This is a genomic window from Parabacteroides sp. AM08-6, assembly GCF_003473295.1.
Classification (GTDB): domain Bacteria; phylum Bacteroidota; class Bacteroidia; order Bacteroidales; family Tannerellaceae; genus Parabacteroides.
On sequence record NZ_QRMP01000005.1, the window covers coordinates 139,817 to 154,885 of the forward strand.

At 42.0% G+C, this 15,069-nt stretch carries 11 protein-coding genes; 3 read left to right on the top strand and 8 right to left on the bottom strand.

The features are described from left to right. Window positions 1-19: 19 nt before the first annotated feature. The 8 genes from DW103_RS06110 to DW103_RS06145 all read right to left on the bottom strand — a co-directional run bounded on the left by DW103_RS06110 (window position 20) and on the right by DW103_RS06145 (window position 9,782). On the bottom strand, window positions 20-511 hold the full coding sequence (locus DW103_RS06110) for an NUDIX domain-containing protein (RefSeq protein WP_122274774.1): 492 nt from the start codon (window positions 509-511) through the stop codon (window positions 20-22). A gap of 28 nt (window positions 512-539) precedes the next feature. Next, entirely contained in the window at window positions 540-2,606 is a 2,067-nt protein-coding gene (locus tag DW103_RS06115; protein WP_122274775.1) for a DNA topoisomerase 3, read from the bottom strand. 122 nt (window positions 2,607-2,728) lie between these two features. Then, window positions 2,729-4,141: a DUF5723 family protein gene (locus DW103_RS06120; protein ID WP_147381180.1), complete on the bottom strand. Its 1,413-nt coding sequence runs from the start codon at window positions 4,139-4,141 to the stop codon at window positions 2,729-2,731. Between the two features lie 247 nt (window positions 4,142-4,388). Then, on the bottom strand, window positions 4,389-5,162 hold the full coding sequence (locus DW103_RS06125) for a prephenate dehydrogenase/arogenate dehydrogenase family protein (protein ID WP_122274777.1): 774 nt from the start codon (window positions 5,160-5,162) through the stop codon (window positions 4,389-4,391). Between the two features lie 48 nt (window positions 5,163-5,210). Next, the gene (locus tag DW103_RS06130) at window positions 5,211-6,281 is read right to left on the bottom strand and encodes a bifunctional 3-deoxy-7-phosphoheptulonate synthase/chorismate mutase type II (RefSeq protein WP_199652976.1); all 1,071 of its coding nucleotides are present in this window, start codon (window positions 6,279-6,281) and stop codon (window positions 5,211-5,213) included. 13 nt (window positions 6,282-6,294) lie between these two features. Next, complete coding sequence (locus tag DW103_RS06135) at window positions 6,295-7,479, bottom strand: pyridoxal phosphate-dependent aminotransferase (RefSeq protein ID WP_122274778.1); 1,185 nt, start codon at window positions 7,477-7,479, stop codon at window positions 6,295-6,297. Then, a complete protein-coding gene (locus DW103_RS06140) occupies window positions 7,454-8,299 on the bottom strand; it encodes a prephenate dehydratase (RefSeq protein WP_122274779.1) in 846 nt (281 codons plus the stop codon). The genes DW103_RS06135 and DW103_RS06140 overlap by 26 nt, the downstream gene beginning before the upstream one ends. A gap of 556 nt (window positions 8,300-8,855) precedes the next feature. After that, entirely contained in the window at window positions 8,856-9,782 is a 927-nt protein-coding gene (locus DW103_RS06145; protein WP_122274780.1) for a hydrogen peroxide-inducible genes activator, read from the bottom strand. Between the two features lie 154 nt (window positions 9,783-9,936). Here DW103_RS06145 and DW103_RS06150 point away from each other — a divergent pair, with 154 nt between their 5' ends. From DW103_RS06150 to DW103_RS06160, 3 genes are all read left to right on the top strand, one after another. Continuing rightward, complete coding sequence (locus tag DW103_RS06150; protein WP_122274781.1) at window positions 9,937-12,378, top strand: glycoside hydrolase family 127 protein; 2,442 nt, start codon at window positions 9,937-9,939, stop codon at window positions 12,376-12,378. A gap of 17 nt (window positions 12,379-12,395) precedes the next feature. Continuing rightward, the gene (locus DW103_RS06155) at window positions 12,396-14,378 is read left to right on the top strand and encodes a glycoside hydrolase family 127 protein (protein WP_122274782.1); all 1,983 of its coding nucleotides are present in this window, start codon (window positions 12,396-12,398) and stop codon (window positions 14,376-14,378) included. A 146-nt stretch (window positions 14,379-14,524) separates the two neighbouring features. Then, window positions 14,525-15,013, top strand: a complete 489-nt coding sequence (locus DW103_RS06160; RefSeq protein WP_122274783.1) for a Dps family protein — start codon at window positions 14,525-14,527, stop codon at window positions 15,011-15,013. Window positions 15,014-15,069 lie beyond the last annotated feature (56 nt).

The following is a 15,069-nucleotide window of genomic DNA, read 5'->3' on the forward strand; positions in this document are numbered from 1 at the left end:
TTATTCTTATATATGTGATTTACATGAATAATTGTTTATATTCCTTTTCAAAATTTGGAGTAAAGATACCTTTATCCATATTTTCCAGTATTTCGTTCCTACTCCAGAAACGTCCGGTATCCAGTTCGGAAGGGTCCGGGGTAATCGGGCCGTTATAAGTAGTACGATAAGTATTAACCAGTTCTTTTTCAATTGCAGATTCAAAAATATAGCGTGTAATGAATTGGGGAGTGAAATCCGTGATGTTGAGTTCTTCCCGGACTTCTCTGCGAAGGGCTTCTTCCACCTTTTCGCCATAGTCGATATGTCCTCCTACGGCTGTATCCCATTTTCCCGGTTGAATATCTTTTGTCATTGAGCGTTTTTGAAGATATAATTCACCGGTATCATTGAAAATGTGCAGATGTACGACCGGGTGCAATATTTTTGAACCGCTGTGGCACTCCCGCCGGGTTGCTTTTCCTATCGTTTCTCCCTCTTCATTTACCAAAGGAAACCATTCTTCTTTCATTTTATCTATCTGATTTATGAGAATAAGTTTATTGATTAAGTTGATTGATAGCTTGTATTAATTCATCATCAGTCAAACTATCTCCGTAAGTTGTATAATCCATGCGAAAAGAACAACCATTTTTGTATTCCGAACAGCCGTATGCCGTTTTACCACGTAAGATACTGCCTTTTTTACAAATGGGACAGATTGGTTTTAGGGATGCAGCCTTTGCTTCTTCTGGCTTTTCCTTTTGAGTACGCGGTTTTCGAGGTTTCTTTTCTTTGGAGGCCGGTTTGTTTTGGGGCTTTTCCTGGGGAGATTCTCCAATGGTAATGGTACGGCCGGTTTGATCAGACAAAACGTTAATCACCACCTGATGGACCATTTGTTTCAATTCTTCCAAGAAAGTACGGGTTTCGTATGTCCCCCGCTCAATCTGGCGTAGTTTCTTTTCCCACAACCCTGTTAATTCGGCACTTTTCAATAATTCATCATGTATGGTGCCGATTAGTTCCACACCTGTGGCTGTCGGGAATAGATTCTTACGTTCCTTACGGATATAATTACGTTTGAATAATGTTTCGATAATAGCGGCGCGGGTAGAAGGACGACCAATGCCATTTTCTTTCAAGGCATCACGCAATTCATCATTATCTACTAGTTTACCGGCTGTTTCCATAGCGCGGAGTAATGTTGCTTCCGTATATGGTTTGGGCGGTTGTGTCCATTTCTCACCGAGAGTCGGTTTGTGAGGACCGCTTTCGCCTTTTGTAAAGTCGGGTAATACCCCTTCTTCTTCGTTTTGCTCGGTTTCCGGATCTTTTTGTTCGGCCCCGAATACCACTCGCCAACCAGGTTTGAGTATTTGCTTTCCCGTTACTTTAAAATCCACTTTCCCGACTTTACCCAGTACGGTAGTGGTAGATATTTCGCAGTCGGGATAAAAGACTGCTATAAAGCGGCGGGTTACCAGGTCGTAAACTTTTTTCTCGTTTTCAGTCAGATTACGAGGAGAAATACCTGTCGGAATGATGGCATGGTGGTCTGTCACCTTGGAGTTATCGAAAACTCTTTTGTCTTTTCGTATTTTGGCTTTCAGCAGAGGTACTGTCAATTCTGCATAATCAGCTAAGCCATTTAGTGTTGCCGGAACTTTCGGATAAATGTCATCACTCAGAAATGTGGTATCGACACGTGGGTAGGTGGTAACCTTTTTTTCATATAATGACTGGATTAATTTTAACGTATCATCGGCTGTAAAAGCAAATTTCTTATTACACTCGACTTGCAGGGAAGTCAGGTCGAATAGACGGGGAGCGTACTCTTTTCCTTTTTTCTCGGAAATGTCTGTGACAGTAAAATCTTCTTGCTGAACAATTTCCAGAAAAGCTTCCCCTTCTTCTTTCTTTGTGAATTTTCCTTTTGTTGCTGAAAAGGTCGTGTTCCGATAGACTGTTTTAAGTTCCCAATAGGGTTCCGGCTTAAAATTATCGATTTCAGCTTGTCGGTTTACTATCAGGGCAAGAGTCGGTGTTTGTACCCGGCCAATGGAAAGAACCTGTCGGTTTTGTCCGTACCGGAGGGTGTATAAACGCGTGGCATTCATGCCTAATAGCCAGTCGCCGATAGCTCGTGAAAGACCAGCTTCGTATAATTTATTGAATTCCGTCTGGTCTTTTAATTTCTGAAAACCTTCGCGGATGGCCTCTTCTGTCAGGGATGAAATCCAGAGACGATAGACCGGGCATTTGCAGCCTGCTTTTTGCATGACCCAACGTTGTATCAATTCTCCTTCCTGACCGGCATCTCCGCAGTTGATAACCATTTCGGCTTTTTGCATCAATTCTTCAATAACTTTGAATTGCTGTTCGTAAGTCGGATTTTCAATCAGTTTGATGCCGAAGCGGGGGGGAATCATCGGAAGAGAGCTTAAACTCCAGCGTTTCCAGTTGTCAGTATATTCCTGAGGCTCTTTTAGTGTACAGAGATGTCCGAATGTCCAGGTAACCTGATAACCATTCCCTTCGATGTACCCGTTCATTTTCTTGGTTGCCCCGAGGACTTCTGCAATTTCGCGTGCCACACTGGGCTTTTCAGCAATACATACTTTCATCTGTAAACTAATCCTTTCGTAATAAGTATACAAAAATACGTTTTCCCGATGACTTTAGAAAATCATAAGCATGATTTTCTAAAGTCATCGGGAAAACATGAAGTATGAAAAGATTAAATTATTTAGCTGTTTGCCGGTTTTTTCTTTCCTAAAGGAACACTGATGCCCAGATAAGCATTAGCCGTTTGGAGGGTGTTGAAGCCTTTGGTTATCATGTAATCAGTACCTATAAAAAGCGGACCGAATTTCATCCCAAGTCCGAATGTCTTAAAATTGCTGTGTATGAAAGAATAACTGACCGTTCCTTCAAACCAACGTGCCGGACGGAAATTGGCTGAAACCATGAGTTCCGTGAATGCTTTAGGCAGGATAAAGCGAGTCGTAGAAAGAAGTCCGAAACCTATTTTATTATTGAGTATTGTATATTCAGCTCCGATATTCAATGTCGAACGCAGTGTGGTGGTCCGTTTTTTACTTGCAGTCTCTTTGAACTGGAAAAGATCCATATCGAAAATGTCCACACTTCCGGAGTATTCATTTTTCCATGCCTCCAAATCTTTCTCGTCAACAACTCCGTCCCCATCAATATCTAAATCCGGGAAGTCTCCGTAATCTCCGTATGGGTCGTAAGTATGTTGCTGGTTGGCTATATAAGAGGAAGTGGAAGAACCGTTCCATTTGATGAATCCTAAATCGATAATTGATGCGGAGAGGCATAAATTATCCAATAACTGATAGGTCGCACCCAAATCAGCACCCAGACCGAAGCCGGAAATACCCGGTGAGTCAAAATCTACATCACTGATATACTCTTCTCCGTTTTCATCTTCACCGTTGGTCAGTTCCAATCCTTTCATGGAGAGGTTCATTTCTCCTTTAGTCGTTACATTCCATACATTTCCATTTGCCTGGAGCTGTAATTGTTCGATTTTAGCATTGAAGTTGGCAGCTCCCAACAGTACTTTTAATTTTCCTCCGACTGTCAGCTTTTCTGTGATAGGACGCGAATAACCGACAGCGAGTTCTCCGTAAATGTCCCCATACAGTTGCATGTTTCGGATATTGAAGTTGGGAATATGCTCAAGGTCTATCTTATCGGCATCCCGTGCAAATTCGAACATTGTTTTAGGAATGGAGGTGTTGACCATCACTTTTACTCCCAAATCGACTGTCCAGAAACCTTTGCCGGAATAGAAACCGAAAGACAGGATATCGGTTCCGAGATCCATGTTAAGTGTATTGTCTGTTTTTAGTCTGTTCATAAACTTCGGATTGTCGAGGAATGAGTTTTCATCATCCATAATATCCGTAAAATTATTAACCGAGAGCGCATTGGAAGCTACTGATGCGCCGAATGAACCAAAGACCGGGACATTGAAATACCCCCTGTCCGGACGAAAAGCCGGATTTAATTTGTTTCGTGTTGGCAGGTTTTCCATAAAATAAGTGCTTCGCGGGTAATACTGTGCAAATGTGCTTGTGCTCAGACATAGAAGCATAAACACAGCGAGTAGAGTTTGTTTTTTCAGTCTCATTGTTATTAATATTAAGTATTGAAATTCAGTTGCTATTAGAGAGTGTTCCCTTAAAACTGTATAAAAGTATACAGTTTTGGTTAACGAATAAAATTCATAGGCTGAAAAATAAGATTATTGTGGTATAAAATGGGATTATCACTCTTAAAAATAGGATTATCCGGAAAAGAAAAGGGTCTATATGAATAAAGAGCCGGACAACAGTCGAGTTCTCCGGCTCTTTTTCCTTGATAGGAATATGAGAAATCTATTCAATATTTTTCCGAATCTTAGTCAGGTATTCTTTCATTGCTTCGGAATCTTTGTTTTTTATAATTTCCTGCAAAATATTCAATTCATCCTGGATACGGGCTATTTGATACGGGGTACGGGGATTAAAAAGAATTTCCGTCAATAGATAATCATCTTCCGAAAGAAGCCCGCGGGCAATTTTCATATGACGCTTAAAGGTGGTTCCTGGTGCATCTTGATGTTTCATCGTAGCCGCGAAAACCATAGTGGAGGCAAACGGAATTCCCAAAGAGTAAGCTACCACCTTGTCGTGCTGTTCGAATGTGTATTCGCAGATATGCAGACGCAGATTGGCATAAATATCTTTGAAGAATATTTTGCCGAGATGGTCGCCTTCCGATATGATGATTGTATTTTCTTTTTCCAGTTGTCCCAGATTCGCAAACGTAGGACCGAACATCGGGTGCGTGGATACATACGGGAAACCACAAGTTTCGTAAAATTCTTTCAGATATGTTTTAACAGAAGCAATATCCGAAATTATACAATACGGTTGTAGATAAGGCATAATACTTTTGAATGCCTCAATCGTATAGCTCAAAGTAACACAGTTAATAACCAGTTCAGGATTGAACTCTGCCACCTCTTCCGGTTTTTGCAACCGGAGTGCATTGTAGATAAATCGCATCCGTTTCGGATCATTCTCCAGAACAGCTACCTCATGTTCGAAACTTAGCAAATCAGTGAAGAAAGAACCCATCTTTCCGGCACCTAATATCAGAATTTTCATTTTTCTTTTTGTTTGAAGATTATCAAGGGAATAAAGGTTTATTCTCTTTTATTGTTCATTCATGATAATCATCTGCTGACGTACAGACTCTTCATGGATTTCTTTTAATATTTCTTTTACAAATTCGGTGTTCAACTCCATCTGTTCCCCCATGTTTGAGCGTTTTTCCAGAATCTCGCTGTAACGCGGTGATTGCAGGATAGGCATGTTGTGTTCTTTTTTATAAACACCGATTTCGCGGGAGATACGCATGCGTTTAGCCAACAATTCCAATAATTGTTCGTCGATACCGTCAATCTGCCGGCGTAGTTCAGCCAGATTTTCTGTTGTTTGTGTAGAGTCGCGGATAACCAGCAGGTTTAATACATAATCTAGGACATCCGGTGTAATCTGTTGGGAAGCATCACTCCATGCACAATCCGGATTACAATGTGATTCGATAATCAAGCCGTCAAAACTCAAGTCCATTGCTTGCTGGCAGAGCGGAGCAATCAGTTCGCGTTTGCCTCCGATATGACTCGGATCGCAGAAAATAGGTAATTGAGGCATGCGGCGGCGTAACTCGATAGGAATATGCCAAAGCGGCAGGTTGCGGTATATTTTTTTGTCGTATGAACTGAAACCTCGATGGATAGCTCCGAGTCTGCGGATCCCTGCTCCATACAAGCGTTGGAAAGCTCCAATCCAAAGTTCAAGGTCCGGATTAACCGGGTTTTTGATTAATACAGGAATGTCTACTCCTTTCAATGCATCGGCAATTTCTTGTACAGCGAAAGGGTTAACGGTGGTACGGGCACCAATCCAGAGAAGGTCAACACCGGCTTTCAGTGCTTCGAAAACATGGTCTTTAGTTGCTACTTCAGTAGAAATATACATACCGGTTTCTTTTTTTACCCGTTTCAACCATGGCAACCCTTGCGCACCGATACCTTCGAAGCCTCCCGGTTTTGTACGAGGTTTCCAAATACCTGCACGGAATAACTTAACGCCTCTGTCGGCCAGCCCTTTGGCTGTTTCCAGTACTTGTTCTTCTGTTTCTGCACTACACGGACCGGCTATTACAATAGGACGTTGTGGGTCCACACCCGGTAACAAGATTGATTCTAATTCCATTTCCATGATGATTATCTATTTATTTTATTATTTTCTTAATACGGTTTAATGCTTCTTGTAATGTTTCGTTTTTACAACAAAGAGAGATACGGATGTAACGTTCGCCACGGCTTCCGAAAATAAATCCGGGCGTGAGGAATACGTTTGCTTCATATAATACTTTGTTGGCAACAGCCTCGCTACTTTCAGCGTCGGCCGGAATTTTTCCCCAGAGGAACATACCTACCTGGTTTTCATCAAACTCACAACCTAATGTATGCATGATTTGTCCGGCCAGGTCGCGACGGCTACGATAGGTACGGTTCATATTGTCGTACCATTCTTTAGGAGCGGTCAGAGCCTCTGCGGCAGCATATTGCATCGGTTTGAACTGGCCGGAGTCTACATTGCTTTTAACCTTCAGTATCCATTGGACGAACTGCTCATTAGAGGCTAGCATAGCCATACGCCAACCCGGCATATTGTGTGCTTTACTCATCGAATTCATTTCGATGCAGATGTCCTTCGCTCCCGGAACACTCAGCATACTGATGGGGTGTTCGTTCAGTATAAAACTGTACGGATTATCGTTGCAAATGATGATATTATGTTTTTTTCCGAAAGCAACCAGCTTTTCATAAAGCTCTATGCTGGCATTGGCACCTGTCGGCATGTTCGGATAATTAGTCCACATCAGTTTGACGTTGGATAAATCCATTTTTTCCAGTTCGCCGAAATCCGGTTGCCAGCCTAATTCTTCTTTTAATTCATAAGGAATAAGATTTGCTTCAACCAGTTTACTAACCGAACTATAAGTAGGATAGCCGGGGTTAGGTACCAGTACGCCATCGCCCGGATTAAGGAATGCCAGCGAAATATGCAGGATACCTTCTTTCGAACCGATTAGGGGTTGTATTTCCGTTTTCGGATCCAGCTCCACATCATACCATTTCTTATACCAGTCAGCGAAACCTTTACGTAACTCCGGAATGCCGACATACGGCTGATAACCATGCTCATTGGCTTGGTGGGCATGTTCGCATAATGTTTCGATAGTCCGTTCCGAAGGTGGAAGGTCCGGGCTACCTACACCGAGGTTGATTACATTTTTACCTGCGGCATTCATTTCGGCTACTTCTTTCAATTTCTTGGAGAAGTAGTATTCCTGTACACTACCTACGCGATTAGCGGGGATAATGTTACACACTTTGTTTTCCTTCTGCATATTCGCCTAAAATTTTTAAATCTTTTGTCAACGGTCTGATAGCATCCAATGCCTGTTTGTAGCGCAAGTAATCTGTAAATGTTAAGTTAATATAAAACAGATATTCCCATTCGCGGCCAATGATAGGTAAGGATTGTATTTTAGAGAGATTCATATCGTAAAAAGAGAGAACGGATAGTACTTTGGACAGGCTGCCGGCGGTATGTGGAAGGGCGAAAACCAAAGACGCTTTGTTTTTGTCTTCACCTTTTAGCAGTTCGTCGGCTGTCCAACGGTCTGCGATTGCCAGAAAACGGGTAAAGTTGCGTTTGTTTGTCTCGATACCTTCGGCCAACACCTCCATCTTATAAATCTGGGCAGCCAGTTTTCCGCAGATGGCAGCATGTCCTTTCAGTTGGTTTTCCGAAATCCACCGGGCACTCATCGCTGTATCCCCTTTTTCCACCACTTTTGCATTAGGCAATGTGTCGAGGAAATCGGTACACTGCATCAAGGCTATCGGGTGGGAATTAACTTCTTTGATGTCGTGAATGTTCGTTCCTGGAAGAGCAACCAATGAGTGGGAGATACGTAGCTTATATTCGCCGATGACGTTCAGCCCGCTTTCACGGATAAGCTCGTGGTTTTGCAACAGACTGCCAGCGATGGTATTCTCAATTGCCATCATACCCAGAATGGAAGGATCTTTTTTTATGGTCGAGATAACATCTCTGAATGTTTTACAACCAATAATTTCGATATCTTCACCTTCGAAGTAATTGCGGGCAGCGATGTCGTGATACGAACCGGCTATTCCCTGGATTGCTACTTTCTTTTTCATCTTTATCTTTCTTTTTTTATTTATCTGATGTGGAATGTTTGTAAATAGGTATAAAAAAAGTCCTACCGAACTCGGCAGGACTTTATATTGTTATTGACATACATTCAATCATCAACGCTTTACATACAAACTCCCGCCCTCACTTTGCTAAAGTAAAAGTAATAAAAGTAATATGTAAAGCTAAATCGATTCATTCTATTCTCTTTGTTTTTAAATACGCAGCAAAAGTAACGCTTTTTTGGAAACTACAAGAGAAAAGTGATATTTTTTTTCGTGTAAAGGCAAAAATATTAGAAAAAGTAGGTTTAATATCCTGATATGCACCTGTCCTTATCTTGAATTCAAAGCTTCGGATAAAAAAATCGTCTCATGCTTTTTCTGATTTTTTCCCGTGCGATTATTCTTTCTACATATGTTGAAAGTAAAAACAACAATTGTCTTTCTTACTTTCAATAATTGTTGTTTTTGCATTCAATATATGTAGTAATAGAAAAAACTCAGGTCAAAATTATATTTTACTACTGATTATTTGGGAAAAGGGATAGAAGCTTTTCTTTTAAACAACTCTTAGTCCTGCTTGTAGAGTCAGCATTTCTTTCGGCACGGATTTTTTAATGCTTTCTATCAGGATGCCGGCAACGGTGTGGCGAATAAAATCTTTGCGCGTCACCCAAACGATTTCGCGTGCAGGTTTAGGGATTGCAAACGGGCGAAGCAGTTCTTTTTGTTCATTACTAAGTTGGTGAGTTGCCAGTTCCGGAATAAATGTAATACCATTGCCACTTTCCACCATCCGCATAAATGTTTCCAGACTTCCCAAGCGGTATGCGGCCTGGCGGAGTTTTACTTTTTCCATTTGGCAAAAGCGCATTAATTGATCGCGGAAACAATGACCTTCGTCCAACAGCCATAGACGTTCGTCGCTGATGTCGGCAGAGCGTATCATATCTTTTTTGAAGATACTTTCGTTGCGGGCTACATAAGCGAAAAATTGTTCATAGTACAGCAAATCGCCTTGCAATTGCATTTCTGTCGGCTGATTGGCGATAATGGCCGCATCGATTTCCCCATTCAGCAGTGCAGCCATTGTTGGAGCAGTTTTCATTTCCAGGATACGGATATCCAAATCGGGATGTTTTTCTGAAATTTGTTGAAAGAAACGGGGCAATAAATAAGGTGCGATTGTCGGTAAAACAGCCAAGCGGAATGTTCCTTTCAGCGACTGCTCTTCTTCATTGACAATATCTTTTATTAAAGAGGTCTGATAGAGAACGACACGTGCCTGGTCGATAACCTTGCGACCTGCCGGAGTAGGACATACCGGCTGGATGTTACGGTCGAATAGTTTGACCCCCAGTTCATCTTCCAATTTTTGAATCATCATACTTAATGTGGGTTGGGTCACGCGACAATGCTCGGCGGCTTTTGCAAAATGACGGTATGTATCGACGGCTAAGATATATTCAAGTTGCTGTATGTTCATGATAATTTAGTTTGTCTGTTCTAAAAAGATGTCACGAAGGTAATGAAAAAATGGGGGATAGCAATATTTATATGATTACTTTTGTTATAAGTGTCAAAAATATACTTACATTTGTGGTGTTTGAATTTTGTATAATATAACTTATTAATATGTGATGTTAGAGAGAATACTATTATCATTGACTTTGGGAGCCACACTGGTTGCTTGCGGGCAAGTAGCTCCTGCCGGGGAAATTATGGAAGTACCGTTTACAGGGGTACATCTAACGGATAATTTCTGGGCGCCGCGTATTGAAGTGAACCGTACGGTTTCTATCCCTTCTGCGTTCAGGCAATGTGAAATCAACGGACGTTTTGATAACTTCGCGTTGGCAGGCGGACTGATAAAAGGTGAACATAAAGGGGATTTTCCTTTTGACGACACCGACCCGTATAAGATTATCGAAGGAGCATCCTACTCGTTGGCCGTTAAATATGATGCTAAGCTAGATGCCTATCTGGATAGTGTCATTACTCTGATTGGAGCAGCACAGGAACCGGACGGTTATTTGACGACCTGTGTGACCAATAAATGTACGCGATTGAGTGGCTGGTGGGGAAAACAACGCTGGGAAAAACTGAACAGTCATGAGTTGTATAACTGCGGACATCTTTATGAAGCTGCCGTTGCCCATTATCAGTCTACCGGGAAACGAAATTTGCTGAATATTGCTATTAAGAATGCTGACCTTGTATGCCAGGTATTTGGTCCGGATGAAGGACAAAAACATGTTCCATCCGGGCATCCTATAGTGGAAATGGGACTTGCTAAAATGTATAAAGTGACCGGTGATAAGAAATATCTGGATATGGCTAAATATTTTATAGAGGAGACCGGCCGTGGTACTGACGGACATCATCTGAATGCTTACAGTCAGGACCATATGCCTATCTTGAAACAGGAAGAGATTGTGGGGCATGCTGTCCGGGCCGGATATTTGTATTCGGGGGTGGCCGATGTGGCTGCACTGACAAAGGATACGGCTTATTTTCATGCCATCTGCCGGATTTGGGATAATATGGCGACAAAGAAACTTTATATAACCGGCGGTATCGGTTCCCGTGCACAAGGGGAAGGGTTTGGCCCGGAATACGAATTGCATAATCATAATGCTTACTGCGAAACTTGTGCTTCTATAGCCAATGTGTATTGGAATCAACGTATGTTTCAGGCAACGGGAGATGCAAAGTATGTGGACGTTCTGGAACGTGCTCTTTATAACGGTGTGATTTCCGGTGTGTCGCTGAGTGGAGATAAGTTCTTTTATGATAATCCGTTAGAATCGATGGGGCAGCATGGGCGTGCACCTTGGTTCGGCTGTGCTTGTTGCCCGGGAAATATTACCCGCTTTGTTGCTTCCGTACCTAAATATATGTATGCTATGCAGGATAACAGTCTGTTTGTAAATCTGTATATTGCCAGCAATAGTACAATCGCATTGAATGGTGATACTGTCCAATTGTTACAGGTTACAGATTATCCTTGGGATGGAACAGTCAATCTGACGGTTTCTCCTCAGAAAGAAGATAAGTTTGCCCTTAAACTTCGTATTCCAGGTTGGGCTGGTAATGAGCCGGTTCCGGGAAGCGACCTGTATGCTTTTACAAGAGTACCGGAAAAAACGTATACCGTTTCTGTAAACGGAAAAATGCAGCAAGTAACGGCAGACAAAGGATATGTAACCTTAAACCGCATCTGGAAAACCGGGGATAGAGTAGAATTGTCCTTGCCGATGGAGGTACGTCGTGTAAAAGCTCATGAAAAAGTACGTGCAGATAAAGGCTTGTTGGCTGTTGAACGTGGACCTGTCATGTATTGCCTGGAAGGAGTCGATATGCCGGATAGCCATGTATTTAATAAGTATATCCCTGAAAATACTGTTTTCACCAGTCGATATGAAAAAGATAAACTGAATGGTATTATCGAATTAAGTACAACCGCAAAAGAACTTGACAGGAATACGGATGGAACAATTTCGGAAAAAGATGTTCCTGTCAAACTGATTCCTTATTCAACCTGGAATAACAGGGGAAGTGCGGAAATGACAGTTTGGATACCGGCTTCGGCCGATTATTCGCGTCCGACTCCCGAACCGACCGTTGCTTCCCGTGCCCAATCCTATACGATAGTCAGTGCTCCGATACAGAAAGACGGTATCGCAGTGGAACGTCGTGAATGGTGTTACGGCATAAATGACCAATGGGACCCGCAGAGTTCGGACGATATGTCGAAACCCTATTGGTACTTTTGGTTGAAAAAGGGTTCGGAAGAGAATATCGAATATGTGTTTGATAGTCCTGAAACTGTCAGTCATGCGGAAGTCTACTGGCTTGATTTCGACCATTATGACGGGAATTACCGGGTACCGGCAGGCTGGAAAATACAGTATAAAACCGGTAATACATGGAAGGATGTGGAAGCAAAAGGTGAATACGGTTGTAAAAAAGACTGTTATAACCCGGTTGATTTTACACCGGTTCGTACGACTGGCTTGAAACTGGTTGTACAGTTGCAGGAAGGCGAATCTGGAGGTGTAATAGAATGGAAGGTAGAATAATTTAAATCTCTAATAACATGAAACGACTTTTAGTAATCGTATTGTCCGGCTTTTGTTTAGCAGGAAATACACAGACACACGATGGTGGGTATCCGATAACTCCTGTTCCTTTCACTTCTGTGAAGGTGACCGACAACTTTTGGGGACAACGTCTCAAAGCCAGCCGTGAAGTGACTATCCCGTTGGCATTCAGTAAATGTGAAGAAACCGGGCGTTATGAGAATTTTGTGAAAGCGGCACATCCCAGCCCGGACTATAAAGTAGGTGGTTTTTCGTTCGATGATACAGATGTGTATAAAACCATTGAAGGAGCCAGCTATTCAATGCAAACTTATCCGGATAAGAAATTGGATAAATACATTGATAGCGTATTGACAGTGGTGGCAGCCGCTCAGGAACCGGACGGTTATTTGTATACCGCCCGGACCATGAATCCTCAGCATCCGCACGAATGGGCCGGAAATAATCGATGGGAGAAAGTGGAAGAGTTGAGTCATGAGTTTTATAACCTAGGTCATATGATAGAGGGAGCTGTCGCTCATTATCAGGCAACCGGTAAAAAGAATTTTTTGAATATAGCGATTAAATATGCCGATTGTGTGGAAAGGGCGATAGGTGATAATCCCGGTCAACAGGTTCGTGTACCCGGTCATCAAATAGCTGAAATGGCGCTTTGTAAACTTTATCTGGCTACAGGGGAGCGGAAGTATCTTGATTTGGCTAAATTCTTTCTGGATAAACGTGGATATACCAGTCGGAAAGATGCTTATAGCCAAGCACATAAACCAGTATTGGATCAGGATGAGGCGGTTGGCCATGCTGTTCGTGCCGCTTATATGTATTCGGGAATGGCGGATGTGGCTGCTTTAACCGGGGATACGGGATATGTGCATGCTATCGATAAGATTTGGGAAAATGCGGTGACAAAGAAATTATATATTACCGGAGGTATCGGGGCAACCAGTAATGGAGAGGCTTTCGGTAAAAATTACGAATTACCGAACTTGTCGGCTTATTGTGAAACTTGTGCAGCTATCGGAAATGTTTACTGGAATTATCGTTTGTTCCTGTTGCATGGCGAATCTAAATATTATGATGTGTTGGAACGTACTTTGTATAATGGATTAATATCAGGAGTTTCTTTGGACGGAGGTGGATTCTTTTATCCAAATCCGTTGGAATCGACAGGGCAACACAAACGTCAGCCTTGGTTCGGTTGTGCCTGTTGTCCGTCAAATATCTGTCGTTTTATCCCTTCATTGCCGGGATATATTTATGCTGTACATGATGAGGATGTTTATGTCAATTTATTTATGAGTAATACGTCCGAATTGAAAGTGAATGGAAAAGGCGTTAAATTGGTACAAAATACCGAATATCCCTGGAATGGAGATATTCGTTTGGATGTGACTCCAAAAGGCAAGCAGGAGTTTACCTTGAAAATCCGTATTCCGGGTTGGGTACAGGGAATGGTGCTCCCAAGTGACCTTTATTCGTTTGCCGACCGCAAACAATTGGGCTATTCTGTGAAGGTAAATGGGAATTCGGTTGAAAATGTGCTGAATAAAGGTTATTTATCTATTTCCCGTCAATGGAAAAAAGGAGATGTTGTAGAAATTCATTTCGATATGGAGCCGCGTGTAGTAAAAGCGAATCCGAAAGTGGAAGAAGACCGGGGTAAAGTTTCCGTGGAACGCGGACCGGTGGTATATTGTGCTGAATGGCCGGACAATAATTTTAGTGTGTTAAGTGTATTGATGAACCGTAACCCTCAATTTACGGTTGAACGTAAACCGGAATTACTTTACGGTATCACTGAATTGAGAACACAGGCTCAGTCTTTAAGTTACGATGATACAGGTCGTCTGATTGTCAAGGATGTCACTTTAACTATGATTCCTTATTATGCTTGGGCCCATCGTGGAGCAGGTGAGATGGCTGTTTGGTTCCCGCAGGAGATGAGTGCTACACGTCCGTTGCTACCTCTGACTACAAAATAGAGAGGTGGTAGTCAGAAAAAGTATTTGGATGGCGATAGAATTTGTCTATATGAGTATAGAAATTATCTGTTTGACAGGTACTTATGTTTGTCATATCTTTGTGGTGTAAGAAAAATAAAATGTATAACAATTAAAAACAAAGTAATATGAAAACATTAGATTATCTCCATTTAGACGCTTCAGCAGCAAACAACGTAGTAGCAGCTTTACAACAGTTATTAGCAGATTACCAGGTATTCTATACAAACCTTCGTGGTTTCCATTGGAATATTAAAGGACACGGTTTCTTCGTTCTTCACGGCAAATTCGAAGATATGTATAACGATGCAGCCGAAAAAGTGGATGAATTGGCAGAACGTATCCTGATGCTGGGTGGTGAACCGGTAAATAAATTCAGTGAATATCTGAAAGTGGCCAGCGTAAAAGAAGTTTCGGGTGTATCCTGTGGGGACGAAGCCTTGAAGAATATTCTTGATACGTATGGACAGTTTATCGCTGAAGAGCGTAAATTGCTATCTCTGGCTTCCGAATCCGGTGACGAAGCAACAGTCGCACTGATGAGTGATTATCTGAAGGAACAGGAAAAGCTGGTTTGGATGCTGGTTGCCTATTCTACTTGTGATTGTAAAAAGTAACGATATAAATTATTGAGGTATAAGTAATTAATATTTATTCATTGCGTTTTAAAAAG

Coding starts and splice junctions, on each gene's coding strand:
- DW103_RS06110 (WP_122274774.1), bottom strand. CDS start 511: ATGAAAGAAGAATGGTTTCCTTTGGTAAATGAAGAGGGAGAAACGATA.
- DW103_RS06115 (WP_122274775.1), bottom strand. CDS start 2,606: ATGAAAGTATGTATTGCTGAAAAGCCCAGTGTGGCACGCGAAATTGCA.
- DW103_RS06120 (WP_147381180.1), bottom strand. CDS start 4,141: ATGAGACTGAAAAAACAAACTCTACTCGCTGTGTTTATGCTTCTATGT.
- DW103_RS06125 (WP_122274777.1), bottom strand. CDS start 5,162: ATGAAAATTCTGATATTAGGTGCCGGAAAGATGGGTTCTTTCTTCACT.
- DW103_RS06130 (WP_199652976.1), bottom strand. CDS start 6,281: ATGGAAATGGAATTAGAATCAATCTTGTTACCGGGTGTGGACCCACAA.
- DW103_RS06135 (WP_122274778.1), bottom strand. CDS start 7,479: ATGCAGAAGGAAAACAAAGTGTGTAACATTATCCCCGCTAATCGCGTA.
- DW103_RS06140 (WP_122274779.1), bottom strand. CDS start 8,299: ATGAAAAAGAAAGTAGCAATCCAGGGAATAGCCGGTTCGTATCACGAC.
- DW103_RS06145 (WP_122274780.1), bottom strand. CDS start 9,782: ATGAACATACAGCAACTTGAATATATCTTAGCCGTCGATACATACCGT.
- DW103_RS06150 (WP_122274781.1), top strand. CDS start 9,937: ATGTTAGAGAGAATACTATTATCATTGACTTTGGGAGCCACACTGGTT.
- DW103_RS06155 (WP_122274782.1), top strand. CDS start 12,396: ATGAAACGACTTTTAGTAATCGTATTGTCCGGCTTTTGTTTAGCAGGA.
- DW103_RS06160 (WP_122274783.1), top strand. CDS start 14,525: ATGAAAACATTAGATTATCTCCATTTAGACGCTTCAGCAGCAAACAAC.